Raw genomic sequence first — 26,297 nt, 5'->3', positions numbered from 1 at the left:
TAATCACCTAAATAGGTATAAGAATTTTGAGAGTATGTATTAATCTATAATAACATTTTTGTATGCAGATACAGCTTTAGTACCAACAACTTGAAGACTAAGAGCTTTCATAACTTCTTTTTTAGCAGCATCTAGATGGGTGAGATAAACGTTATCTCGCTGTTGAATGGTAGTTAAAAAATGATGATAATTATCCATCATTTCAATATCGACAGTATCATTTTTGTTTGCTTCTTGTGTTACCTTTTCATGTAGCTCAACAAGCAAACTATGACGTTGAGATAAAAGCGCTGAACAATGTTCTTCATTTTTATTATCAATTAACTGCTCTACTTGCTCAGTTAGCGCAATAATTTTTTCAGATAGCTCAACAAAAAACACATTATGCACCTTGTGTTAATTTATTACGTTCTTCAAGTAATGATATGCCTTCTTTTTTAGACTCTTCAGGCATATCAAACCATGCGTCTCTTAATGGTTTTAATAAATTAAACACTTCATCAATACCTTCAGCATTTAAATTTACACTGATGCCGTGTAGCTGATCGATACAATAAGCATATAAATCATCGAATCGTTGAGAAATAACGGGCTCTGATGTGAAGTCTAACGAATTACGTAAGGCATTTAGAATATTAATGCTTTTGGTCATAGCTGTAGACTTTAAAGCAAAATCTTTTCTTTCAATAGCACCTTTTGCTTGCGACATACTCTGTAATACGCCGTCAAACATCATCACAATAATTTTATGAGGATCAGATGCTAAAATATTACTGTCAATATTAACTTTTTTATATGCTTGTAGACTTTGTCTCATTTTGAGTACCTCTTTTACCTATATTGTGGTTAGATAACTAAAATAAAACTAGCTGTTTGACTCTGGTAACGCTAATGCTGAAGTCAACCAGTCACTTGTTGCATTATACTGAGCTACCGACGAATCAAGAAAAGAAAACCTTTTACGTAGTGTATCTTCATAATCACGTAGTTTAGTCTCTAATGCGGTATATTCATCTGCAATTCCAGATAAATTTTCATTCAATGCACTTTGTCTTTTAGTTAATGTACCATCACCACCATTATAGTTATCAATTAACGCTGTCAATTGGCTGACGATACCATCTGTACTAGCAAAAAGCTCGCCAACTCCATTTATGTCATTTGAAATAGCGTCTGATAATTTCTCTGCACCACTCTTTAATGAACCTGTTGCAACTGTTGATATTTCGAGTCGGCCTTCTTTATTAAATGATATACCTATATCATTTAACGACTGAATAGAATTACCTGCCAAACTTGCTACTTGATTAATAGCAATATCGGACAACTGTCCGCGCATTGAACGTAAGTCGGCATCAAAGGCTAACCGCCCTTGTACAGGGGCTCCTAGCCCTATCATATTATCAACTAAAGCATTATATCCAGCAACAAAATCAGTAATGAGTGTATTTGCTACGCTAGTGTCTTGAGTAACATCTAACTTTGAGGTAACGCCTGCATCACTAACCTTTGTTGCTACAATAGTCACATCTTCAATATTATTTTTAAATTCGTTAGTGGAGTTTGTAATAACATTCCCATCAACTTCAATAATAGCATTATCTGCAGTTACTATTTCAGAAGCAGATGTAGATAAACCGCTAAGTGCTGCGTCACCAGAAGTTACCGTTAAAGCGTTATCTGTACCTGTATCGGCTGCTGTATAAGTTAAAAATGTACCGTTATCACTATTAACGAGAGTAACATTAACACCAAAATTTCCTGTACCTTGATTAATTTTATCGCGGATAGTCGATAAATCATCAGCTGCGTCTATAGTAACGTCAAAAGTATCACCATTGGCAGAATTAAAGGTTAACGTACCTGCACCAACAGTTGTAGAGGAGTCTGCAAAATTCGTTGTTTGTATTTTTGTGGATTTTGCAAGTTGTATGACTTCAACGTCAAAAGAACCTGATGTAGCAAAACCATTAGTTGTAGCAGAGAAATTATCGCCTGATACTGTAACAGTCTGTTGATTAAAGTTATCAATATCCTTTAATTCGTTTACGCTACTTTCAAAAGTAGACAAAGCAGATTTTAAGCTACCAATACCTGATAATTCAGTATTGTAGCGATCTTCTTTTTCCTGTAATCGTATCTCTTGTGGGACAGATTCTGCGGTTACGAAAGCCTCTATAATTGATTCAAGATCTAATCCTGAGCCTATTCCTGCTTGTGTAATATTCATTATGCTGTCTCCTATATATTAAACACCTATCATCTAAATGTTTTAGATACTCTCATCAAGAAGTATACCAGTTTTTTTACTTACGTCTTCTCTAAGCTCGACAATTCGTTGGGCAATAGAAAGAATTTCTTCTGAAGGGAACTGTTTTATCAATTCATTATTTTCTGAATCGAAAATTTTAATCACGGTCTTATCAGAGCCATCGTCTTGAGTAAAGTTAACTGTTCTGATCGGCATGTTAATAAATTCAGATATTGTTTTCATTGCATCTGAAACTATACTCGCTTCTTCAGCTAAGCTTTCACTAGATTTATCTTCAATTGATTGCTCTTCTAACTCTTTTACTCTTTGTAATTCGGCAACTTTATTAAGCTTTAAAGTTGTTTCTTTTGTAGCTGAATCTTCAAATGCTTTGCCTTTTTCAATTGCTAAATCAGGGGATGATTTAGTATTTTTATTCAATTGATTAAGATCATCTGCCATATTTATAGGGCTGTTATTAGCAATATTAATAGACATGGGCACCTCCAATTTCAAATTTTATATACGAAAATGACACTCAAGTAGGAGTGTCATTATTCTGTTACTACTTTTTAAGTAAAACCTACAGTAATGACAATGCTATTTGCGGCTGTTGATTTGCTTGAGCTAACATTGAGCTTGATGCTTGTTGTAACACTGAGCTCTTCGCTAATGCTGCACTTTCTGCCGCGTAATCAGTATCTAATACACGTGAGCGTGATGCTGATAAGTTTTGCGCTGTATTATCGTTACTACGAATAACTGAAGAAAAGCGATTTTGTTTTGCACCTAAATCAGCTCGTACAGTATTCACTTTTACTAACGCATTATCAACTAATCCGATTGCTGACGTAGCGCCAACATCTGTAGCGATAGTTGCAGCACCTGTTGATAAAATAGTTGCTGCATCAAAGTTTTGACCAATTGATACTGTAATTGTTTGCCCACCATCAGCACCAATTTGAAATGCTTTATTGGTAAAACTGCCATCGAGAAGCGTTTCACCAGCAAATGAAGTTTGATCTGAAATTCGCGTAAGTTCAAGTTCTAACTCACCAAATTCAGCATCAAGTGCGGTTCTATCCGCAGTACTGTTTGAGCCGTTAGCTGATTGTACTGCTAATGTACGCATACGTTGTAATGTATTTGTATACTCATCTAACGCGCCTTCAGCAGTTTGCGCTAATGAAATACCATCGTTAGCGTTACGTGATGCTTGGTTTAAGCCATTAATTTGCGCCGTTAAACGACTTGAAATTTGTAGACCAGCCGCATCATCTTTTGCGCTGTTAATGCGTTTACCTGAAGATAAACGCTCAAAGTTATCAGCTAAACTATTAGTTGAGTTTTGAAGTTGACGCTGTGAGTTCAATGATTGAACATTACTATTAACTACTAAAGCCATGTTATTCTCCTTCGGACTTACAAAGCCCTATCTGAATTAATTTAAAGTGAATGTACTTAACTTCACTTCATATACCTATGTTATCGACACGTCATAAATATACTTTAGTAAATAACGTCAATAACACGTACAAAAGTTTATTAGAGGCTAATGGATTATTAATAACCTGCCTCTATTACTCGCTGTTATAATAATGATAATGCTATTTGCGGTTGTTGATTCGCTTGAGCTAACATTGAGCTTGATGCTTGTTGTAATACTGAACTCTTAGCTAATGCAGCACTTTCAGCAGCGTAATCAGTATCCAATACTCGTGAACGTGATGCTGATAAGTTTTGTGCCGTATTGTCGTTACTACGAATAACTGAAGCGAAACGGTTTTGCTTAGCACCTAAATCGGCGCGCACTGTATTCACTTTAACCAAAGCAGCATCAACATTACCGATAGCTGTAGATGCGCCACCAGCCGAAGAGATTGTAGCTGTAGCATTCCCTAAAATAGACGCTGCAGTAAAGTTCTGTGCAATAGAAATGGTAATCGTTTGACCACCATCGGCACCAATTTGAAAAGCTTTACTTGTAAACGATGAATCTAATAAATTCTCACCAGCAAAAGATGTTTGTGATGAAATACGCGTTAACTCAAGTTCTAACTCGCTAAATTCAGAATCTAACGCAGTTCTATCTGAGTCACTATTTGAACCATTCGCTGATTGCACCGCTAATGTACGCATACGTTGCAATGTATTTGTATATTCATCTAGTGCACCCTCTGCTGTTTGCGCTAATGAAATACCATCGTTAGCGTTACGTGATGCTTGATTAAGTCCGTTAATTTGGGCAGTAAGACGACTTGAAATTTGTAGACCAGCCGCATCATCTTTAGCGCTGTTAATACGTTTACCTGAAGATAAACGCTCAAAATTATCAGCTAAGCTATTGGTTGAGTTTTGCAGTTGACGCTGTGAGTTCAATGATTGAACGTTACTATTAACTACTAATGCCATGATAATATCTCCTGGGTAAATTACCCTTCAATGAATTCGATTAACGAAGCTAGTATTTAATAATCAGTATTGATACTCACTGCTTCTTAAAAACTATATCGGTTACTTTTTAAATAACTTTAATCTTTTTTAGCTTTTTATTTCAAAACAGCATTTTTTATTGATTTTTAAGAAAATTTTATTTTTCCTATAATAAAAAACCCTCAGAAAGAGGGTTTAAAGGCCACCATAAAAAAATAAATCACTACAATAACGATAGTGCTATTTGTGGTTGTTGATTTGCCTGTGCAAGCATTGAGCTTGATGCCTGTTGTAGTACTGAGCTTTTTGCTAATGCAGCACTTTCTGCAGCATAATCTGTATCAAGCACACGTGAACGTGAAGCTGACAAGTTTTGTGCGGTATTATCGTTACTTCTAATAACAGAAGAAAAACGATTTTGTTTTGCACCCAGATCTGCTCGTACTGTATTCACTTTAACCAAAGCTGCATCCACATTACCAATAGCTGTAGAGGCACCTCCAGCACTAGAAATATTTGTAGAAGCTGCACCTAGTATAGAAGATGCATCAAAGTCTTGACCTATAGACACCGTAATAGTTTGTCCGCCGTCAGCACCAATTTGAAACGCTTTACCTGTAAAAGAACCGTTTAATAGGTTCTCACCAGCAAATGAAGTTTGATCTGAAATACGTGTCAGTTCTAGTTCTAATTCACCAAATTCAGCATCTAATGCTGTTCTATCAGCATCACTATTTGAACCGTTAGCCGATTGCACAGCCAATGTACGCATACGTTGTAAAGTATTCGTATATTCGTCTAACGCTCCTTCAGCGGTTTGCGCTAAAGATATACCATCATTAGCATTACGAGACGCTTGATTTAAGCCATTAATTTGTGCCGTTAAACGACTTGATATTTGTAAACCAGCAGCATCATCTTTTGCGCTGTTAATACGTTTACCAGAAGATAAACGCTCAAAATTATCGGCTAGGCTATTGGTTGAATTCTGAAGTTGACGCTGTGAATTCAAAGATTGAACATTACTATTAACAACTAATGCCATGATAAGATCTCCTAGGTAATATACTCATAAAATTATTTAATTTGTGAAGCAAGTATAAGTAATTATTTTTTACTTAATGCTTCTTGAAAACTATATCGGTGACTTTTCAAATAACTTTAAACTTTTTTAGCTTTTATTTTTAAAACCTAGAATAAGAACGTTAACCATTGATTTAAAAATATTTTAGTTAAAAAAAAACCCTCATAAATGAGGGCTTTAAGCATAAAACATATGTTTTTCTTTATTGCAGTAGAGACAAGGCTATTTGAGGCTGTTGATTTGCCTGAGCTAGCATAGAGCTTGCTGCTTGTTGCAGTACAGTACTCTTAGCGAGCGAAGCACTTTCCGCTGCGTAATCCGTATCCATTACACGAGAACGAGATGCTGATAAGTTTTGCGCTGTATTATCGTTACTTCGAATAACAGAACTAAAACGGTTTTGTTTAGCACCAAGCTCTGCACGCACACTGTTTACAGTTTGTAACGCAGTATCAATTTTACCAATAGCTGTAGAAGCTTGAGCAGCAGATGATATTGTTGGTGTACTTAAAATAACCGATGCTGCAAAATCTTGTGATATAGATAAACGTATAGTTTGCCCACCATTAGCACCAATTTGAAAATCTTTACCTGTATAAGTACCATCGAGTAAATTTTCACCACCAAAACTAGCCTGATCTGAAATACGTGTTATTTCTGTGGCTAGTTCTTGGAACTCGGCATCAAGTGCGGTTCTATCTGCATCGGTATTTGAACCGTTAGCTGATTGAATAGATAAAGTACGCATACGCTGTAAAGCATTGGTAAATTCATCTAATGCACCTTCAGCTGTTTGAGCTAAAGAAATACCATCATTTGCGTTTCGAGTGGCTTGATTTAAACCATTTATTTGAGCGGTTAAACGAGCTGAAATTTGTAAACCTGCCGCATCATCTTTCGCACTATTGATCCGTTTACCAGAAGATAAACGCTCAAAGTTAGTTGATAATTCGTTTGTTGCAGTACCTAAACTTCGTTGCGAGTTTAAAGACGCTATATTACTATTTACGACTAATGCCATTGCTATCATCTCCTAAGTAGGTGGTGGTTCTATTTGCTGATAACAACATTTACTTGGAACCACTTTAATATAAATTTTGACGCTAACTATTTAATACATTTTTAATGCCAACATTAAAAATGTTAAATATAATTAAATAATGTAAGGTTTTTTACTTGTACAAAGGTTTGCTGTGCTGCTTGCAATGCCACTTGCGATTGCTCAAAGCTTGCTACCGCTTTAGCAAAATCTAAATCTTCAATATTTGATTGGCTTTTCGATATAGTTAACTCTTTATCTTTATGATTTTCACTTTGAGTTTCAATGAGTTGAACTCTTATACCTGCATCTGTTTGACGTGTAGTCATATGATTAAGGCTTCGATCTAATTGAGTCAAAATTTCGTTATAATCAACTTGATGTTGAATATTATTAGCGGGTGTAGCACCCACATTCATCCAATCAATTGCTGATTTTATCGTATCAAAAATACTAATCGTTTGAGTGGCTTCTAAGACAAGCTCATCGCCGGGCAAAGGATTGCCGTCTAACTGAACTTCAACACCATTAAAGGCAATTGTTTGCCCTGGGGTATATGCCGCCGTAGGATATACAACACTACCATTCACATCAGTAACGGTTAAATCGGATGGGGCAGTAAAAGTAAAGCGATAACCGGGTGGATTACTTATATCGTCATAAGCCGCAGGGTTATTAATCAGCGCACTGTTTACAGAAATTCCTGAGGTATTAGAGATATAATTAGGCTTAAAATCACCAATAGCATTAGCAACTTTTTCAAATGCTTCGTCACCTGGTTGGTTAGTATCAACCATTACATTTTTTGCTATTTGCAGTTCCCTTACACCACTATCCCCTAAGTAATTAACAGAATTGTCAGGTTGTAAAACAAAAGGTTGTTTATCTATTTGGTACCCAGCAAAAATATAACCGCCGGTTTCGTCTTTTGTATTCGCTATGTCTAACAGTTGTGATTGGCTATTCGTTGCCAGCTCGGCTAAAGAATTAAGATCATCGTCATCTAATGTTCCGTTATTTGCTTGAATAAAAAGACTTTTTAATTCTTGCATTAAATTTTGAGCATTATCGAATGAGGTATCTTGCAGGCTATTTCTATTATTAGCCTGTGTTATATTTCGCTGATATTTTTCAATATTCATCAGCTCATCTTTATAACCAGCTAACGTACCATATGCGACCGCATCGTCTTTAGCTGTGATAATACGCTTACCTGTTGATAAATATTCTGACTGTTGATTAACTTGAGATTGTAAGGTACCAATTGTTTGGCTATTTTGAAGATAAAACTGGGCAGTTGAAACTCTCATAATTTACTCCTATCTCACCGCTTGAAGTAACGTGTCAAAAATAGTATTCGCAATAGAAATTATTTGTGAAGAGGCTTGATAAGCTTGTTGAAACTTTAATAAGTTCGCTGCTTCCTCATCTAGGTTAACACCTGATGTAGATTGGTTACGGTTATAAGCCTGTGTATATAAAGCTTGCGCCGTTGTTTCCACTAATTCTGCAGATTTTGCTTTTGACCCTACGCTAGCCGTAGATACTCCAAGACTTTGACTAAAGGTTTCTTTCTCACCATTAATAATGCCTTTTTCTTGGGTTAGTCCCATTAAGGTTGCATTATTACCGTTACCCACACCAAATGAATCAGCAATATAAAACTCTTCTCGTGCTAAAGCGCTTGCCCCTGTTGGACTACCTTTAATTTCTAATTGAAATGCTGCTGTAGCAGGTGAAGGAGGTAAATCTACAAGTACGCTACTACCCGACAAATATGAACCTGACGCTATACTTGAAATTGGCACAACGGCAGCATCATAAACACGATAATCAAATACACCTGGTGCACTTTCATAAATATCAACGGTTAAAGAAGTATTGGTTGTACTTGCATATGTTTGTGCGGCTAATGGATCATTCATTTGAACAATAGCGACTCCACCTCCTCCCACATTATTATCAGAGGTTGAAACATCTATAGGTGTACTTGCTGCAATCCCAGCCCCATCAGTTAAATTAACTTTCATTAATGAGGCACTATTTTCAGTTGGCCTAATAATAAAGGTATCGCCTGCGTTTGGTGTTCCTGAATCTTCAATAAACTCAAAACCATATAAAGCAAGAGAAGCACTATGTGAAGCCCCCGCAGCACCTAAGTTAACGGTTGAGTTATCTGATAAATTTTTCATGATGAAATTTACTCCATCATATTTAATTTCAAACTCATCTGTAGGTACTTTTGACACGTCAGAAATATTTACGCGTGCTTGTAAATTCCCTGTATTTTTAGAGGTAGCTAATACACGTGCACTTTCTAATGTAGTACTATTAATATCGGTAAAAAAATCTAACCCTTCTTGTTCATTTAAATCTAACCCATCATGCTGAGCTTCATTTAATGTTTCAGAAACAACCATAGCAATTCGGTTTATTTCACTTTTAACTTGCGCTAAATGCTCGTCTCTAAATTCATATTTCGCAGCGAGTGCGCCTCCTACTGAAGCCCCACTTAATTTAACAGAGCTATTAGCACCAACAATGGTTAATGTGGTTTTGTTAGGATCTGGATCACCCGCTTGCACACCAACGGATAAGGAGGTTATTCCTGCTACTAATGTCGCGCCATTACCAATCATTACACTCATAACACCATTATTATCAACAACAGTATTAACACTTGTGTATTTACTCAATTCATTTACTAAATTATCGCGAGTATCTAGTAAATCATTTTGCTGTCCAGATGTTGAATTATTAGTATGCAGTATTTGTTCATTAAGTTTACCAATCTCTACTGATATTTGAGAAATCTGACTTGCAATTTGCTCTATCTCACCATTGATAGATTTTTCCATTTGGTCAAAGTCAGCATTGAGGGATTGAAAGTTACTACTTAATACTTCTGCTTGGGTTATTGCCATACTTCTTAACCCTAAGTCGCTTGGGTTATCAGCAATACCATTTACGGTTTGATAGAATTGATCAAGAGAATTATTAATGGCTCCACCAGAAAAAGTCATAATTTCATCAAGCTGGCTTAAGTCAACATGTAACTCATCTGCGTTACTTAAATTTGTTTGACTTAATAATTGTTCTTTATATGAAAATTGGTCATAAACTCGTCTTACATCTTCTATATAAGTGCCACCGCCAATATAATTACCTCCGTAATATAACCCCGTTGCAGCATTTTGTTCTGCGCGTTGGCGGTTATATCCTTCTGTATTAACATTGGCAATATTATTACCAGTAGTAGCAAGTTGCTGCTGAGCAGCTAGTAAACCACTAACCCCTGTATTGTATAAATTAACAGACATGATTGCCTCACAACGATTGCATTAACGAATAATAATTAGGAGAAGTAATTAAAGAGAATTACTTTTCAATAAGGCTGGTAACTGTTTTCAATGTCCCTAATATTTTTTTTGCGTAATTAGGATCGGTGGCATAACCAGCACCTTGTAAGTTTTGCAAAAACTGTTCCACATTGGACGGATTTTTTAAGGCAGGTTGATATCTTTCATTGGAGGATAAGAAATTAACGTAATCATTAACACTTTCTGCTATAGATGAATACACACGGAACGGTTCTCGTTTTTTCACCATTGCGCCTTGTTGAAACTCTAACGTTTCAGTTGTGGTTTTATCGCCTTTCCAACGTGAATCCGCTTTGATATTAAACAGGTTATTAGAGCTTTCGCCTTGATTATTTCTTATGATTTTTTGCCCCCAACCTGTTTCTAAAGCAGCTTGAGCAATAACAACTTCAAACGGGATATTTAACTTGGCTTCAACTTGTTTAGCTGAGTCAGTAATGGCGGTAACAAAGTCTTGAGGATTATTAAATTCAGGTAAGAAGCTCGTATTGCTTGAAACATTTTGATCAATATCTTTAGATAAATATTTAGGGATCGTAACTTCATTTTTGTCATTTGTTTGACGATCCAACTCGATCGTTTTAGGTAAAGGATCTCTTGTGTTTTGCAAATCAAAAACGTTTTTACCACGAGAGTCTAAATTACCATTACTTCTTAATACGGTGTGAGGAGTAAAGTTTTCGCTATCGCCCCCCAGCTGTCTAACAATTAATTCAGATAAACCTAACGACCCATTATTTGATAATTCTAACGACATTTGTTGATCGTGCATGTCTCTGTAGAATTTTGTGCTTTCTGAATTAAATGGACTATCAGACTCTAAAACTTCTTGAGCGCTACGCATACTCTTTAATAGCATTTGCATAAAAATAGCTTCAAACTGCTTAGCCGCACTTTGTAATGCTTCTTCTTTATCTGCTTTATCGGTTGATTTAGACTGTTGTCTAACAGAGTTTAAGCCGTTTACATCAAGAAAATTTTGCGCATCGGTAAGTCTAGTCATAGCATTATTGATTGTTAATTATATAACAATCAACTCCCCACGTAAGGCACCCGCTTGATCTAAAGCTTCAAGAATCGCCATCACATCGCCAGGGCCAGCACCAACTTCGTTAATAGCACGTACTAAAGTATTTAAAGTAACTCCCGGTTGGAATACAAACATACGGTCATCGCTTTCGTTAACGTTTACTGAAGATTGCGTTGTTATAGCGGTATCACCTTCTGCAAAAGCATTAGGTTGTGAAACATCTTGTACCTCATTAATAGTAACCGTAATTCCGCCATGAGTTATCGCTGCAGGTAATAATCGAACATCAGAACCAATAACAATAGTACCTGTTCGTGAGTTAACAATAATTTTTGCAGAGGATCTATCCGGTTCAAATTCTAAATTTTCAAGTGTGGACAAAAAGCTTACTCGGTCGGCAATATCTCGCGGTGCAGTTACCGTAACTGAAGTTGCGTCAATAGCTCGAGCTGAGCCAGCAATAAGATCGTTAATGGTGTCAGATAATCGCTTAGCTGTGGTAAAATCAGAGTGATGTAAATTAAAGGTTATATGATCACCCGATGAAAAAGGGGAAATAACTTCTTTCTCAACCATAGCACCATTTGCTATACGCCCAACAGTGGGTGTATTAACAACAATTTTAGAGCCATCTAAACCTTCAGCACCTAAGCCACCAACAACTAAACTCCCTTGAGCGACAGCATAAGCATTACCATCTACTCCCATTAAAATGGTTTGTAGTAAAGTTCCCCCACGTAAACTCTGTGCTGATCCCATAGAAGAAACAGTCACATCGATTTTTTGACCAGGTTTAGCAAAAGCTTCAAGCTCTGCATGAACGGCAACAGCGGCAACATTTTTAATTTTAGGCTTTAAGTTTGCCGGCATAGTGATACCGAAATTACTTAACATGGTTTTAAAACTTTGTTCGGTAAATGGACTTTGTTCACCTGTTCCAGGTAAACCTACCACTAAACCATAACCTAAAAGCTGATTAGATCTTACGCCAGCCACATCGGCTAAATCTTTAATACGTTGAGCATTTACCGAGTGTGTAAATAAGCACACGATAATAAGACTGAATTTACACAACTGCTTAATTAACTGCTTCATAGTAATACCTTATTTATGGATGATTTTATAAAGCTAAGCTTTATAAAGGCCACCATGAGCTACCGAAAAATTTAGACAACCAGCCTTGTTCTTGTGCGTCAGCAAAAGCTCCTGTACCAGCATATTGAATACGAGCATTCGCCACTTTGCTTGACATAATCGTGTTGCCTGAACTGATATCTTGAGCGCGAATAATACCGGTTAGTCGTACATATTCGTCGCCATTGTTTAACGACATCCATTTTTCACCACGTATCATTAGATTTCCGTTGGGTAAAACACGTAATACATGAACTGAAATATTGCCTGTTAAACTGTTACTTTGATCTGATTTAGAATCGCCCGAGAAGTCTGAACTTTGGTTGTAGCCAAATTCCAACGAGTCTCCTTTAAAAGTGATAGGCGCTCCACCTAAACCAATAACCGAACCTAATAGTGAACTGTTGTCTTTTTTAAGCTCTGTTTTTGCATTTTTCTGTGCTTGTGTATTTTCGCTTAACACAACAGAAATAATATCGCCGACACGATGCGCCTTAGAATCCGAATAAATATTATTGACGTAATTTTCTTTAAATAATGACCCTGTGGGTACAATAGGTTCTTCTTCCATTTCAGGCATTATTGGAGCAAAATCAGGATCATTAGGTAATATTTTTGCGTTTTCAATACTTGCACAACCTGACAATTGAATAAGTAAAACACTTAGTAATATTAAATATTTCATGACTCCTCTCCTCTTTCTTTGTATCAATAGAAATAATTTTAAATAGCTCAACAATCTATAATTGTTGATTGATGTAACTCAGCATTTGATCAACAGCAGAAATAACTTTCGAATTCATTTCATAAACACGCTGGCTTTCAATTAAGTTAACCAATTCTTCTGTGGTATTTACGTTTGAGGTTTCTAAAGCACCTTGAACAATCATGCCGTAACCTTCTAAACCAGGAACACCTTGTTGAGGAGCACCACTCACAGCAGTCTCTGAATATAAATTTTGCCCTATCGGCTCTAACCCCGTAGGATTAATAAAATTGACGGTATTAATTTGACCAATAACCGCTGGTTCTGCTTGCCCTTGCAGTTTTACTGAAACTTCACCGTCTTGAGATACGGTAATAGATAAAGCATCAGGCGGAATGGTAATTTGAGGTTGCATTAAATAGCCAGCACCTGGCGTAACAACATTACCTTCCTCATCCATTGTAAACTGCCCGTTACGTGTGTATCCCGAACTTCCATCTGGCATTAATATTTCAAAAAAACCTTCACCTTGAATCATTAAATCTAATGAATTATCGGTAGTTAACATATCGCCTTGCGTGTGTATTTTTTGGGTAGCTACCACTTTAGTACCCGCACCTAGCATTAATCCTGATGGCATTTCAGTATCTTGTGCTGATTTACCGCCAGGTTGATTAATTGTTTGGTACAGTAAATCTTCAAAAACCGCTCGACTCTTTTTAAACCCAACCGTACTTGCGTTAGCTAAGTTGTTAGATATAACGGCAATTTCTTTGTTTTGTGCATCTAAGCCGGTTTTACTGATCCATAATGCTGCGTTCATATATCACCTCAAAATTCATTTAGAAAGCACGGAGTAAAGCAGAAGCACTTGAGTCTACTTCTTCAGCGGTTTTCATTAATTTTAATTGCATTTCAAACTGTCTTTGTAATGCGATCATGTCTGTCATTTCACCAACAGGATTAACATTGCTTGATTCAAGCATGCCACTCATCACTTTAACGCTGACATCTGCTTCTTCAATGTTGTTGTCTTTTCGTCTAAACAAGCCATCGTTACCCTTTTCAAGTGCACGAACATTTGGGTTAACGAATTTGATACGGGCTACTTCTTCTTGTGTAGTAACAGGAGCGCCTTCAGGCTGAACCATAATGGTTCCGTCGCGACTTATTTGAATATTATTTATAGGTAGAGGTAAAAAAATAGGCCCTGCATCGCCTACGACTAACTCGCCATTTGTTGTTTCTAGCGCACCCGTTTCAGTTAAGCGTAAATGACCATTTCGAGTGTATGCTTCTGAACCATCTTTAGATTGAACAGCTAACCAACCAGGACCTTCAATAGCAATATCAAGCGAACGTCCTGTAGATGACAAAGCTCCACTGTCAAAGTTTTGGCTGGCCACTTCAGTCATAGAAAATACCCGAGAAGGTAGTCCTTCGCCAAAAGCTTGCATTGATCTCGCTTGTGCTAAATCAGCCCTAAAGCCTGTAGTTTTTGCATTCGCCAGATTATTAGCATTAACCGCTAAGGCCTGCATATTTTGCTTCGCTCCACTCATAGCGATATAAAGCATTTTATCCATAACGAATCTCTATCAAATTAATCTGATATTAGAAATGCAATATAAGTGCCATAAAAAAGAAAGGTAGATAAGGAGGTATGATGTAAAGTAGGCCTACGGCTGTAAACCTACTCTCGTTATATTCAAGCTAATTGGCCTGACTTGAAGATATCTTCTTGAATAATAAAGTAAGATTTAATCGAATAAAATGCTTTAATTTTTTAAACCACGTACCCATTACAAGTTGATACAAAACAGGAATAACAAACATAGTTAAGCTTGATGAAAACAGTAACCCCCAAACAATTGACGTTGCAACAGGCGACCAAATAAGTGAATGCCCACCTAAACCAGAAGCTAATGAAAACAAGCCAGCAACCGTTGTAAGTGTTGTAATTAATATAGGTAACATACGTCGTCTAGCAGCATAAAAGGTAGAGTGTGTTAATGTCATACCTTTTTTAATGTTTTCATTGGCGGTTGAAATTAACACAATAGATGAGTTAACCGCTATCCCTGCTAACGCAACAATACCGTACATGGTAAACAAACTTAATGGGTCTCTTGAAACGAGTAAACCAAGAATTACGCCAACGAATGCTAGTGGTACCGTTAATAAAATCATCAAAGGCTGAAAGTAACTTTGGAATTGTGTACTTAAAATTAAATACATTAAGCCAATACCAAATAAAAATAGCATGCCCATTGCATCAATACTTTCTTGAATATCATCAAGCTCACCCGAAAAATCTAAAGACGTATTAGGGAAATCTGTCGCTATAGTTGCCCAATGCACTTTAATTAACTCATTCGCTTCTACAGTATCTATAACGTTTTTATCAATATCTGATTCTAACGTTATTGCTCGCTTAAAGTTGTAATGCCTTAAATTACCTTTTACCTGAACTGTTTCTATATGCACTAAATCTCTTAGTTCAATATTACTTCCTGAAGGGGTTGGTACGGTTAACTGCAATAAGGCATCTATATTTTCAAACTGATTAATTTCAGCTGCCGCCGACTTAACGCGTAACGCTATTCTGTCGCCTTCTCTTTGAATATAACTGACAATCTCACCATCAATTAACATTTTAACTGAACGTTGAACATCGCTTGGTGATATGCCAAAACGATTAATAGCATCGTTATTTAAAGTAAGCTGTAAACCAAAACGCCCTTTAGAGTCATCATCAATAATATCTTTATAGCGTTCATCTTTTTTCATAAATCGGGTGAGTGCATCTGTTGCTAAACGTAGCTCTTGGTAATCATCCCCCCTTACTTTAATACTAACTGGTTTGCTTGTTGGTGGGCCCCCAGCTAGCTTTAAAAATGAAATATTGGTAGGGCCAACAACGCCTGATAAAGCTTTACGTGTATCTTCAATTAACTCTTCAACACTTCTCATATCACCTTGTTTAGGTTTAAGAGAAACGAGTACTTGCCCTAATTGGTCGCCAAATAGTGGCGCCATTTCAGTAAACATTTGTCCTGCGTAACTAACAACCGAACGAGTTTCATCTTCTTTAAGCTCTTGTTTTACCAGTATTTCAACATCTTGCACTTTTTTCATGGTGTCTTGCAATGAACTTGTTGGGGGCATTTCTACATTAATATAAAATAAGCGTATGGTATCAGCAGCAAAAAAATCAGTTCTAACTAAGCCAGCAGCGATTGCACCTACTGCCAACACTAATAGCAATAACATGCCTGATAAGGTTTTTTTAGGATTACGCATCACCTTGATTAACCCGAAGCCATACTTAACTTTAAGTAAGCGAAGTGTTTTTTGACGAAATGCATCCATTTTACTAGGTTTATCAAAGTTAACTTTGGCGGCAATAATATGGCCTGGTAACATCCAATAAGCCTCAACTAAGCTAAAAGCTAATGCGACAGTAACCACAAGAGGAATGACCATCATAAACTTACCTAAAATACCGGGTAATAACATTAATGGTAAAAATGCGGCCATAGTCGTTAACACCGAAGCAGTAACGGGTTTAATCACCTCTTGTAAGCCACTCCAAGCAGCATCTATGCCTTTTACGCCTTGACGCAACTTGTAATAAATAGACTCTACCACTACAACAGCATCATCAACCAACATACCTAATGCAATTACAATAGCTAACAATACTGATGTGTTAAGTGTTTGATCTAACGCCTGTAGAACAATAAAAGTACCTGCGAGCGTAAACGGAATACCTATAGTTACTAATACACTGACACGACTGCCTAAAAAAAACCAAGTTACAATTAATACAAATAACAAACCAAATATGGCGTTAGTTTGCATAATGTTAAGGGCATTTTTAGTGATAAGCGTTTGATCGTCTACCAAGGTAAATTCAACACCTAATTCTTTACTCACCACATTTCGGTCTTTAATAAATTGATCTACACGCTCAACCAAGGCTAAAGTATTTGCGCTGTCTTGTTTCATAACAGCAAATAAAACCGCAGGACGACCTTGAAAACTCACAATACGATCTGCTTTAGCCCGTGCACGAACAACTTGAGCAATGTCTTTTAACCGTATTTCTGTTGCTACACCGTTAGCCGCTAAGATAGGGAGTTGCGCTAAAATTTCAGGATCTGTAGTTGTTCCTTGAATACGCACTAACCACTGATCTTTAGCAATACGCGCAGTACCCGCTGATATATCAGTAAAAAATGTTCGAATTGAGTTTGCAACGGTTACTGGCGAAATACCCAATTGTTGAATTTTATCAACATCAAAACGAACCTGAATTTCAGGCTCTCGCAATCCAGTATCTTGCACACGGTCAACACCAGAGATACGGGCTAAATCTTTTTCTAAAGCGCGAGCTTGTCGTCTTAAGTTTTCATCATCAGCCAAAGCTGAAACGACAACAGTTGCCGTAGGAAAAGCGTTGGCCGAGGTTACCTCAAATATTGTAGGACGCTCAGCTTCTTCTGGCATTTGATCTTCTACGTTATTTATTTCTCGTCGTAAATCAGCCACTCGTTTATCAAACTTGCGTTCATCCATATCGTGAAAACGCACTAAAATACTTGAAATAGCTTCACGACTGGTACTTGATACAAACTTAATGTCTTGAACTTTTTCTACAGATTCTTCAATAATATCAGTAACTTTTTGTTCAACATCTCGAGCAGAAGCTCCAGGTAAAAAGGTTGTTATTTGTACCCAGTTAAAATTAATAGAAGGGTCTTGCTCTCTTGGTAATTGTTGATAAACAGCAATACCCATAAATAAGATAAGTACAAAAACTAAATTAGTAAGCACATGATTTTGAATAAGATTACGTAACCACATTACGACTTATCTCCACCCAAAGCTTGTTTAAGCGCTTTATTAGTCACCGTTTTTTGTATGGTATCGCCATCATTTAAGCCGTGGCGTCCGTCAGTAATTATTTGAGAGGTATGAGGTAAATGATAAGGAATCGGTCTGCCCTCTTCAGCCATTTCAACAGTAATAAATTTGGCTTTATTATCGTCTATAATAAAATAGCCATTTTGCCCTTCTCGCTTTTGTAATAAGTGAGCAGGTAAATAAGGAGTAGGGCTTTTCCAACGTAATCGGCCGGTGCTCCCTGCTATAGCTTGTTTATCAATAAATAAAAATCTAGCTTCACGACTACGCGTATTTTGTTCAATTACGGGGAGTGAAGATCTTAACGTTACATTATAAGAGTGATCGGCAATATCGAGCGTGTACACCTTAGCTTGATAAAAACTTTGCTCATCGCTTGTGGCTATTTTTGCGGAAACTTCTAAACGATTATCTTCAATTAATTCAACTACAGGTTTACCAAAATCAATCATTTCGCCTAAGTTAGCGATACGCATAGTAACAACGCCATCATACGGCGCTTTAATATTACAGCGCTCAACATTTAATAAAGCGGTATCTACTTCAGCTTTTTGTGTTTGTATAATTGCCCTGCTATTTTCAACTGCATTATTTAAACGATCAAGTTCCGCTTCACCAATATTCTTTTGCTTTAAAAGGCTTCTTCCTCTTACCAATTCGCGCTTATTAAATAGGAGTAATGAATAGAACTGTTCGTATTTTGCGGCTTGAACTTTGTGAGTTAATAAATTTATATCACAATCTAAAGTCGCTAATATTTCACCTTTAACAACCTTATCACCCACATTAACCAAGAGCTTAGTTACAACACCTGAAGTTTGAGCGGGAATTAAACTTTGATTAAGTGCGATAACACGTGCTGGTGAACTACGTGTTGGATACATAAGTAGATCAATTGCTTCTTCAGCGATAACTAAAGTTGAGGCGTAACTAAAACGCGTGATAGTGAAAAAACTCAACAGTAACAATGTAAAAAGAAGCTTCATGTTATTCCCTATACTCTATTTTAATAAAGATATTTTTTATAACTCAATCTTACACTGAGTAAGCTATGGGTCAATCAAATACCCGTATCAATATGTATAAAAAATGTAAGAGTGAAAGGGAAGAAATGAGACTGTATTAAAAAATAATATGAATATTTTAATTTAACTATGGCGACCCCAGCAGGAGTCGAACCTGCGACCTATCCCTTAGGAGGGGATTGCTCTATCCAGCTGAGCTATGGGGTCCAATAGGAGTATTGTGGAACAAGACGCACTAATAAATATTATTAGTTTTAATATCTTACCGCAATATCATTTATTTGAATATTACCTAACAAGTTATTATCTGGTGTTGTAGCTTTAGCACTTTCTTTAGAGGTACTAATAACCTTAACTTTATAAGGGCTCACGTTAAAACCTGAATAAGTTTTACCTGAGTCACTAATAAAATTATTTGCATGAAGCAATGAAAACTCGTCGCCCACTTTAACGCCTTGATTTTCACCTAAATTAAATAAAATGGTATCGCCTGCAACTTGTACTATTTTACCTCGAGTAGGTTGACACATCATATTTTCATCAATGTCTGAAATCATCATATCAAGTGTGCGATCAATACTATTTCCATATTCACTTAACCAAAAAGTATTACTGGTTACGTCTATTGGCTCTCTTTTATCGAAAGTCCACGGTGCTGTATTATGATATTGTTTGTCCAACACTAACTCACCATTACTGCCATTGTATATATATAAGTTTATTTTAAAGTGACGATCAAAATGGTCTTTTTGCCAAAACTTTAACTCGCTGTTTGTACGCTGAGTAAGAGACAGATCAGGAAACTCGATAAACATAATAAACTGTGTGTCTGTATGATCTGATAACGACATAGCGAGATTTTTAATTTTTTCGTACTGCATGCTTTCATTATAACGAGAAAAACCAGACTTACTTTTGATGGCTAATTTACTATCTAAATAATAACCTTCTTTATTTATTTTATCTGACAACTTACGTATAACTTCAGTATCTAAAGCATAAATCTTTCCAATATTCGCTTGTTCACGATTTAAAATATTGCCTCGCGTTAATAATACTGATTTACGATAATCAGCTGAAAAGCATTGTTTTTCTTGAGGAAAAATATCAGCTCTAATTTTTACCGTCAATAAGTCGCCTTTATAAGTTTCTTCTATTAATTCGAATGAATTCACCGTACCAGAAGCTCGAACACTAATTTGATCTTGAGTAAGTACGCCGTTAATCACCTGCTGAACACTAGAAACAGAGGCCCCTGCAACGAGTAAAGCACGTTTAAGAGCATTTTCCATTGCCGTTGTACGAGCACTTTGATGATTTCCATTCGCAATATGAGCTTGCCCTTGAGTTTCATACCATTGTGTAAAAGCCGAAAAGCTAGTTAACGCAAAACTTAACAGTATTAACAATTTTTTCATATGAAATCCCAATATATTAGTAGGTTGTTCTATAGTTCAAGCTAGCATGCACGTTTTATGCCCATAAAAGCATTTACGGTCTGACTTAATTTAGCTAATTATTTAAGTGCTATACATTTCAAGACCTATATATTGGCTTGAATTATGCTTTAGTTTTAGTCAGAAGTAACGAACAACTGAGGGATGCTCAATGAAAAAGTGGCTTATTCCATTACTGTTACCGACGTTATTGTCGTGTACAAGCACTAAAGATGAAAATTTTTATAAATCTACTCATGTAGATCAAAGCGAAATTAACAGTTTCGAATTACCTAAACACGCTATAAACGACGTGGTAAAAGGCTTAGCTTACCAAATGCTAGAGAGTAGCTCTTTTGTGAGCCCTAAAACGCCAATAGCTGTCGCCTCGTTTGTTGACTTAAAAGATTTAGAGTCAACAAATTGGTTGGGAAATCAATTATCTGAAAACTTCATTCATGAACTTCAAATGCATGGAATGGTGGTTATTGACTTTAAAACGACTGGACATATTCGTGTAACCAAAGATGGCGATTACGCATTTACTCGAGATTGGAAAGAGTTACCTGAACGCCAGATTATTGACTATGTGGTAACAGGCACCATGATGGAAAAAGACGGTGGGGTTATGGTAAATGCTCGTATGATTGGTATGCAATCACGAGTTGTTGTGGCTAGTGCACAATCGTTTATACCTGCTTGGGTGCTAGGCGAAACCTTAAACAATAATGAAACAGTTAATATAAAAGACGGATTAATTATTCGCGACAGTACAATGTTAGAGAAAGACAATAGAGCTGTTGAAATTCAACAATAATGGTACATGATGATGAATAAATCTTACATAACGTTATTTTTTACTGCAATGCTATTTTGTTTAAATGGATGTTCGACGATTTATGATAAACATGTGCAATGGGAAACACCTAAACCAGATAGTTTCCCTGTGCTTCATGCGATTGGACAAGCGCCTATTAGCTTACAAAAATCACCCCATAAAACGCAGCAAATGCTGATGGCAATAAATGCGTCTAAACTTGCCGCCTATGCGGAATTAGCTGAACAGGTATACGGCCAACAAATTGATGGTAAAACAAGTATGTCTAATTTACTTATTAACAACCAACAATTAGATGCCTCTATTAAAGGAATTATTCGTGGCGCTAAAGTAGTGAAGAGTTATCCAGTCGGCGATAGCTATACAACAGAACTAAGCCTAGATTTTAAAGATGTTTATGAGCTATATCTTGCTTCTACAAATGGTAAACAAATTAAAAGCGTTCAATATTATTAATACCCAATAATCAAAAAAACTGCTTAATTGCAGTTTTTTTGTTTTTTAAATTGGTAGAAGACAATTATAACAACTAAGCTTTTATCCCTACACGGTTTAAACCACCGCTTGTTTTACCTTTACTATCGTAAGTCATTGTTGATTTAGTATTATTCTCTAATAGTGTGGTTCGCATACGTTCGATAGAAATTTGAGATTTTTGAACAATTTCACCATTAATTTGATTCAAATCTTTACAGCTCAACAGTATGGCTTCTATTGCTTGGAGTTCATCAGTGTAAAGGCCACTTTTCTTGTCTGAAACAAATTGCTTAGTATTCGCTAATAATTTATCAGTTGAATCTATTTGCGTCAGTAACGCGTCTTTTAACTTATTAATATCGGTTAATTTCGATGGATTATGATGTTGTAAAACTTCATACTCATCTTTTAATAAGCGTTCTAATTGACACAGCTGAGTGTTTTGTTGATTAAGTATTTCTAAAACATTTATGGTATCAGACACGATCTACCCTCTATAATTATTAGTTAATATCGATATAGAAGATTGATAAATACCTAACTACGATATTCAACTGTTAATCGATATTAAATTCAAAGTTTGCAATATTAGCTGCAAGTTTTTCAGGATCTATTTTATATTCACCTGACGTAATCGCTTTTTTAAGTTGATCTATTTTCTTTTGATCTACCATTGGAGCATCTGCTGCTTTTTTCTGTAACTCACTCATTTGTTTAGCTTGTGGAGTTAACGATACAGAATCTTGACGAGCAGCTTTGCTTTGCTCAGTATTTGATTGCTGAACAACTTGCTGTTTAACTTGCGTTTGTTGTTCTATTTTTTGTTTAACTTGATTTGAACCATTCAAGTTATTGATATTTAAGGCCATAATAAATTCCTAATAACAATATGTTATAATCTCAACCTTGGTATCGGCCTAGTGTCATTTTTCTTTAGGTCGAATTATAAATTAATCACAACTTTATTAACAGCCTCTACTCTAGCATTGATCATTCGCCCTGACTTAGAATTTTTAATTTCTACTTGTTCACCTTGGCTTCCATCAGAGAGTGCAACCCCTCTTGTTTTGATCATAAAATCATCAGATCTAGCGATAATAGTCACAGCCTCCCCTTTACACACTAAGCAAATATTTCGAGGTGATATTACTGCCCCTTTAGATAATCGTCGCTTTAATCGTCCACCGGCAACAAGATCCAAATTATCAACACTCTCACCTCTAATATTATTAACATTAATAAATTCAATTTCTGTATTGCTTGCATCTACTATACTACCCTTAGCTAATATATTCGTTGTTACTAATACAGGGATTTCCTGACTTATACGAACAGGAATAAAAAGCTGCCATGGTGTACTATCTTCGCAATAAATTTTAACATTGATGTTTCTACCATTATGGTTTTCAGGTATATTCGCTTTAAGTGTTGATATGCATGGTTTTATATTAATACGCGGATCAATTGCAGGAACACTAATTTCTACTTTACCATCAGTAGGTGTATCGATATTATTTTTTACAACCGATTTTACAAAATCAACTAAACTAGTTTCATCTGTTGTATTTCCATAATTCTCAAATGATATTAATGGAATAATAAAGAGTAAAGTTCTCAATATTTTTGTATACATCATAAATATTGTTTTCTTTTTTAGTAAATAAGAATACTCGTCTATGCTTATAGTAAGACGAGAGATATAAACTCATTGTCAAATAATAGGCACTAAGTTTAATTAACTATTACTATCAAGAACTATGCCGAACTAAGTAGGCATAACTTCTAATGAGGTTTTTATGGCAAGTATCTTAGATTCAGTAAACCAACGAACTCAATTAGTGGGGCAAAACAGACTTGAATTATTACTGTTTAAGCTAGTTGGCCGACAACGTTTTGGCATTAATGTATTCAAGGTAAGAGAAGTTTTGCAATGCCCAAGGCTAACCCCTATGCCACAGCAAGATAAGTTCATAAAAGGCATCGCGCATATTCGTGGCCAAACTATTTCAGTTATTGATTTAAGCAAAGCAACAGGTGGCCCTGAAATCACCCAAACTGAAAATTCTTTTATTATCATTGCGGAATATAATCGAAGTGTTCAAGGTTTTTTAGTGTCGAGTGTTGAGCGAATTACCACACTAAGCTGGAAAGATGTAATGCCTCCTCCTGAGGGTGCAGGAAAATCAAGTTACCTAACAGCGGTTACAGAAATAGACAACGAGATGGTGTCTATATTAGATGTAGAAAAAATTCTCAATGAAATTAGTCCTGTATCTACCGACTTAACTGAAGGTCTTGCCGATTCAACTATGGGGGAACAAGTAGGCGATAAACTGGTGATGATAGCAGATGACTCTACCGTAGCTCGAAATCAAGTAAAACGAGCACTTGAGCCTTTAGGATTAAATCTTATTTTAGCAAAAAATGGCCAAGACGCTTTAGATCAATTAAAAGCGATTGCTGAAACCTGCGATACAAGCCTTACTGAAAAAGTCGCCTTAATGATTTCAGACATTGAAATGCCGGAAATGGATGGTTATACCTTAACAGCAGAAGTTAAAGCGGCAGAAAACATGCGCGCATTACCTATTATTTTACATACATCCTTAAGTGGTGTTTTTAATAATGCTATGGTTGAAAAAGTAGGTGCGGATGATTTTATTCCTAAATTTCACCCCGATGAATTAGCAACCGCTGTCAAAAAATGGTTAAAAATTAATGATTAGTACGCCTACCATTCACAATAAGGAAATCAAACGTGTCAGATAGGCAACTTGATGAAAAAAGCTATAACGAATTTAGAATATTTTTAGAGCAACAGTGTGGAATTGTTTTAGGTGAAAATAAACAATATTTAGTAAAAAGCCGTTTAGCTCCACTAATGACAACATTCAAAATTGATTCATTAGCAACATTAGTCAAAAAAACCTTAAGTCCAGCAGAGCGGCAACTTAGGGCTGCTGTTATTGATGCTATGACCACAAATGAAACCTTATGGTTTCGTGATGAATATCCCTTTGAATTGCTCAAAGCTAAAATACTACCCGATCTTGCTGAGCGTAATTCATCACTCAAAATATGGTCCGCTGCCAGCTCTTCAGGCCAAGAACCCTATTCAATTGCTATGGCAATACAAGAATTTCAACAATTGAACAGTAAAGCATTCCCCTTAGGTGTACAAATTACGGGTACCGATATTTCCACAACCATGTTAGACCATTGCAAACACGGACATTACGATAGTTTGGCATTATCGAGAGGATTATCAGCCGAACGAAAAAGAAGATTTTTCGAAGCAAGCGATAATGGCATGTGGAAAGTAAAAGATTCTGTTAAAAAAATGGTAAATTTCAGACAACTTAATCTGCTTAATAGCTATAGTTTAATGGGAAGATTTGATTTGGTTTTTTGCCGTAATGTACTCATTTATTTCTCACCAGAAATAAAAACAAAAATTCTATCTCAAATACACGGTACTCTTACCCCTAAAAGTTATTTATTTTTAGGGGCTTCAGAGTCATTATCTGGACTCAGTCAAGATTTTAATATGATACGTTGCAACCCTGGCATTGTTTATCAAAAGCAATAACCCCTTGTAGAACAAGTATATTTCATCATCCTTTCCCCTCCCCATAATATTGACACTTTTGCTTGGCATAATACTTGAATATGTCATTTTAATTACAAAAAAGGTGATGTTATGGCTATTAGTTTTGATAAAGCATTCGGTTTGCACCCCCAAAGTTTAGAACTGCGTTCTAAACAAGCTGAAGTTATTGCAGGTAATATTGCTAATGCAGATACGCCTGGTTATAAAGCCAAAGGGATGGATTTCCAAAAGATGCTTTCCCAAGCAGCTCAAAAACAACAAACCGGTATGACGCGTACTCACGAAAAACACCTAGATGTGAGAATAGAAACAAATAACGGTCTTGAATTTCGTATTCCAAATCAACCAGATACAGGTGATGGCAACACTGTAGATGTACAAGTGGAACGAAACTTGTATTTAGATAATTCAATGCATTATCAAGCTAGCTTACAATTCCTTACTGGAAAAATTCAAGGCTTGAAAAAAGCAATTACTGGAGGGCAATAATAATGAGCCTATTTAACGTCTTTAACATAAGTGCCACGGGCATGAGCGCACAATCAGTACGCTTAAATACTACAGCAAGTAACATTGCTAACGCTGATAGTGTAAGTAGTAGTATTGACGAAACGTATAGAGCCAGACATCCAGTTTTTGCCGCAGAGATGCAAAAAGCTGCCGCAGGACAAGAAAACTCTGTTGGTGTTCAAGTATTAGGTGTAGTTGAAAGTAATAAACCTTTAAACATTGAATACTCTCCAGATCATCCAATGGCAGATAAAGAAGGCTATATATATAAGCCCAATGTTAACGTAATAGAAGAAATGACCAATATGATTTCAGCGTCGCGTTCATATCAAACTAATGTGCAATTAGCTGAATCAGCTAAAAACATGTTGAATAAAACGTTGTTGTTAGGTCAGCGCTAATTACTGATTAGGAG

General features: G+C 36.2%; 27 protein-coding genes and 1 tRNA gene. 6 read left to right on the top strand and 22 right to left on the bottom strand.

What is annotated here, in order from left to right; genetic code table 11:
• Positions 1-39 precede the first annotated feature (39 nt).
• The 19 genes from AC0L5Q_RS17490 to AC0L5Q_RS17400 all read right to left on the bottom strand — a co-directional run bounded on the left by AC0L5Q_RS17490 (position 40) and on the right by AC0L5Q_RS17400 (position 20,429).
• The gene (locus AC0L5Q_RS17490) at positions 40-381 is read right to left on the bottom strand and encodes a hypothetical protein (RefSeq protein WP_473612245.1); all 342 of its coding nucleotides are present in this window, start codon (positions 379-381) and stop codon (positions 40-42) included.
• Position 382: 1 nt separating this feature from the next.
• Positions 383-817: a flagellar export chaperone FliS gene (gene fliS / locus AC0L5Q_RS17485; protein WP_473612241.1), complete on the bottom strand. Its 435-nt coding sequence runs from the start codon at positions 815-817 to the stop codon at positions 383-385.
• Between the two features lie 48 nt (positions 818-865).
• Positions 866-2,230 carry a flagellar filament capping protein FliD gene (fliD, locus tag AC0L5Q_RS17480; protein ID WP_473612237.1) on the bottom strand — a complete coding sequence of 455 codons (1,365 nt, stop codon included), beginning with the start codon at positions 2,228-2,230 and terminating at the stop codon, positions 866-868.
• 42 nt (positions 2,231-2,272) lie between these two features.
• A complete protein-coding gene (locus AC0L5Q_RS17475) occupies positions 2,273-2,749 on the bottom strand; it encodes a flagellar protein FlaG (protein WP_473612234.1) in 477 nt (158 codons plus the stop codon).
• Positions 2,750-2,834: 85 nt separating this feature from the next.
• Positions 2,835-3,656 carry a flagellin N-terminal helical domain-containing protein gene (locus AC0L5Q_RS17470; RefSeq protein WP_473612231.1) on the bottom strand — a complete coding sequence of 274 codons (822 nt, stop codon included), beginning with the start codon at positions 3,654-3,656 and terminating at the stop codon, positions 2,835-2,837.
• A 185-nt stretch (positions 3,657-3,841) separates the two neighbouring features.
• Positions 3,842-4,663, bottom strand: a complete 822-nt coding sequence (locus AC0L5Q_RS17465) for a flagellin N-terminal helical domain-containing protein (RefSeq protein ID WP_473612227.1) — start codon at positions 4,661-4,663, stop codon at positions 3,842-3,844.
• A 244-nt stretch (positions 4,664-4,907) separates the two neighbouring features.
• On the bottom strand, positions 4,908-5,729 hold the full coding sequence (locus AC0L5Q_RS17460; RefSeq protein ID WP_473612224.1) for a flagellin N-terminal helical domain-containing protein: 822 nt from the start codon (positions 5,727-5,729) through the stop codon (positions 4,908-4,910).
• A 241-nt stretch (positions 5,730-5,970) separates the two neighbouring features.
• Positions 5,971-6,789, bottom strand: a complete 819-nt coding sequence (locus AC0L5Q_RS17455) for a flagellin N-terminal helical domain-containing protein (protein WP_473612221.1) — start codon at positions 6,787-6,789, stop codon at positions 5,971-5,973.
• Between the two features lie 122 nt (positions 6,790-6,911).
• Positions 6,912-8,117, bottom strand: a complete 1,206-nt coding sequence (flgL, locus tag AC0L5Q_RS17450; protein WP_473612218.1) for a flagellar hook-associated protein FlgL — start codon at positions 8,115-8,117, stop codon at positions 6,912-6,914.
• Positions 8,118-8,126: 9 nt separating this feature from the next.
• Positions 8,127-10,127, bottom strand: coding sequence for a flagellar hook-associated protein FlgK (flgK, locus tag AC0L5Q_RS17445; protein WP_473612214.1), 2,001 nt, complete (start codon positions 10,125-10,127; stop codon positions 8,127-8,129).
• Between the two features lie 58 nt (positions 10,128-10,185).
• The gene (flgJ, locus tag AC0L5Q_RS17440; RefSeq protein ID WP_473612209.1) at positions 10,186-11,190 is read right to left on the bottom strand and encodes a flagellar assembly peptidoglycan hydrolase FlgJ; all 1,005 of its coding nucleotides are present in this window, start codon (positions 11,188-11,190) and stop codon (positions 10,186-10,188) included.
• Between the two features lie 18 nt (positions 11,191-11,208).
• Positions 11,209-12,312 carry a flagellar basal body P-ring protein FlgI gene (locus tag AC0L5Q_RS17435; protein WP_473612205.1) on the bottom strand — a complete coding sequence of 368 codons (1,104 nt, stop codon included), beginning with the start codon at positions 12,310-12,312 and terminating at the stop codon, positions 11,209-11,211.
• A gap of 40 nt (positions 12,313-12,352) precedes the next feature.
• Positions 12,353-13,036, bottom strand: a complete 684-nt coding sequence (gene flgH, locus AC0L5Q_RS17430) for a flagellar basal body L-ring protein FlgH (RefSeq protein WP_473612201.1) — start codon at positions 13,034-13,036, stop codon at positions 12,353-12,355.
• Positions 13,037-13,091: 55 nt separating this feature from the next.
• Positions 13,092-13,880 (bottom strand): flagellar basal-body rod protein FlgG, encoded by a 789-nt coding sequence (flgG, locus tag AC0L5Q_RS17425; RefSeq protein WP_473612198.1) that lies wholly within the window; start codon positions 13,878-13,880, stop codon positions 13,092-13,094.
• Between the two features lie 19 nt (positions 13,881-13,899).
• Positions 13,900-14,643 (bottom strand): flagellar basal-body rod protein FlgF, encoded by a 744-nt coding sequence (gene flgF / locus AC0L5Q_RS17420; RefSeq protein ID WP_473612195.1) that lies wholly within the window; start codon positions 14,641-14,643, stop codon positions 13,900-13,902.
• Between the two features lie 127 nt (positions 14,644-14,770).
• Entirely contained in the window at positions 14,771-17,926 is a 3,156-nt protein-coding gene (locus AC0L5Q_RS17415; RefSeq protein WP_473612191.1) for an efflux RND transporter permease subunit, read from the bottom strand.
• Positions 17,926-18,972, bottom strand: a complete 1,047-nt coding sequence (locus AC0L5Q_RS17410; protein WP_473612187.1) for an efflux RND transporter periplasmic adaptor subunit — start codon at positions 18,970-18,972, stop codon at positions 17,926-17,928. Before AC0L5Q_RS17410 ends, AC0L5Q_RS17415 begins: the two co-directional genes overlap by 1 nt.
• A gap of 169 nt (positions 18,973-19,141) precedes the next feature.
• Positions 19,142-19,218: transfer RNA gene (locus tag AC0L5Q_RS17405), tRNA-Arg, on the bottom strand.
• Between the two features lie 47 nt (positions 19,219-19,265).
• On the bottom strand, positions 19,266-20,429 hold the full coding sequence (locus AC0L5Q_RS17400; protein WP_473612183.1) for a flagella assembly protein FlgT: 1,164 nt from the start codon (positions 20,427-20,429) through the stop codon (positions 19,266-19,268).
• 190 nt (positions 20,430-20,619) lie between these two features.
• Between AC0L5Q_RS17400 and AC0L5Q_RS17395 the strand changes: the two genes are divergently transcribed.
• Together AC0L5Q_RS17395 and AC0L5Q_RS17390 are read left to right on the top strand one after the other, a co-directional pair.
• Positions 20,620-21,264 carry a FlgO family outer membrane protein gene (locus tag AC0L5Q_RS17395; protein ID WP_473612180.1) on the top strand — a complete coding sequence of 215 codons (645 nt, stop codon included), beginning with the start codon at positions 20,620-20,622 and terminating at the stop codon, positions 21,262-21,264.
• Positions 21,265-21,270: 6 nt separating this feature from the next.
• Positions 21,271-21,741: an LPP20 family lipoprotein gene (locus tag AC0L5Q_RS17390; protein ID WP_473612176.1), complete on the top strand. Its 471-nt coding sequence runs from the start codon at positions 21,271-21,273 to the stop codon at positions 21,739-21,741.
• A 73-nt stretch (positions 21,742-21,814) separates the two neighbouring features.
• Here AC0L5Q_RS17390 and flgN read toward each other — a convergent pair whose 3' ends face one another.
• The 3 genes from flgN to flgA form a co-directional block, all read right to left on the bottom strand.
• Positions 21,815-22,246 carry a flagellar export chaperone FlgN gene (flgN, locus tag AC0L5Q_RS17385; RefSeq protein WP_473612173.1) on the bottom strand — a complete coding sequence of 144 codons (432 nt, stop codon included), beginning with the start codon at positions 22,244-22,246 and terminating at the stop codon, positions 21,815-21,817.
• Between the two features lie 73 nt (positions 22,247-22,319).
• On the bottom strand, positions 22,320-22,631 hold the full coding sequence (gene flgM / locus AC0L5Q_RS17380) for a flagellar biosynthesis anti-sigma factor FlgM (RefSeq protein ID WP_473612169.1): 312 nt from the start codon (positions 22,629-22,631) through the stop codon (positions 22,320-22,322).
• 74 nt (positions 22,632-22,705) lie between these two features.
• Entirely contained in the window at positions 22,706-23,398 is a 693-nt protein-coding gene (gene flgA / locus AC0L5Q_RS17375; RefSeq protein WP_473612165.1) for a flagellar basal body P-ring formation chaperone FlgA, read from the bottom strand.
• Between the two features lie 160 nt (positions 23,399-23,558).
• On the opposite strand from flgA, the gene AC0L5Q_RS17370 reads away from it, so the two are divergent.
• The 4 genes from AC0L5Q_RS17370 (at position 23,559) to flgC (ending at position 26,283) form a co-directional block, all read left to right on the top strand.
• Positions 23,559-24,488, top strand: a complete 930-nt coding sequence (locus AC0L5Q_RS17370; protein ID WP_473612160.1) for a chemotaxis protein — start codon at positions 23,559-23,561, stop codon at positions 24,486-24,488.
• Between the two features lie 32 nt (positions 24,489-24,520).
• On the top strand, positions 24,521-25,351 hold the full coding sequence (locus AC0L5Q_RS17365; RefSeq protein WP_473612156.1) for a CheR family methyltransferase: 831 nt from the start codon (positions 24,521-24,523) through the stop codon (positions 25,349-25,351).
• 111 nt (positions 25,352-25,462) lie between these two features.
• On the top strand, positions 25,463-25,861 hold the full coding sequence (gene flgB, locus AC0L5Q_RS17360; protein ID WP_473612153.1) for a flagellar basal body rod protein FlgB: 399 nt from the start codon (positions 25,463-25,465) through the stop codon (positions 25,859-25,861).
• Positions 25,862-25,863: 2 nt separating this feature from the next.
• A complete protein-coding gene (gene flgC / locus AC0L5Q_RS17355) occupies positions 25,864-26,283 on the top strand; it encodes a flagellar basal body rod protein FlgC (RefSeq protein ID WP_473612148.1) in 420 nt (139 codons plus the stop codon).
• Positions 26,284-26,297: the final 14 nt, after the last annotated feature.

It is taken from the genome of Pseudocolwellia sp. G5-9 (genome assembly GCF_055808995.1).
The sequence above is the reverse complement of the archived record's forward strand: the minus strand, read 5'-3'. Positions and strand labels throughout refer to the sequence as shown.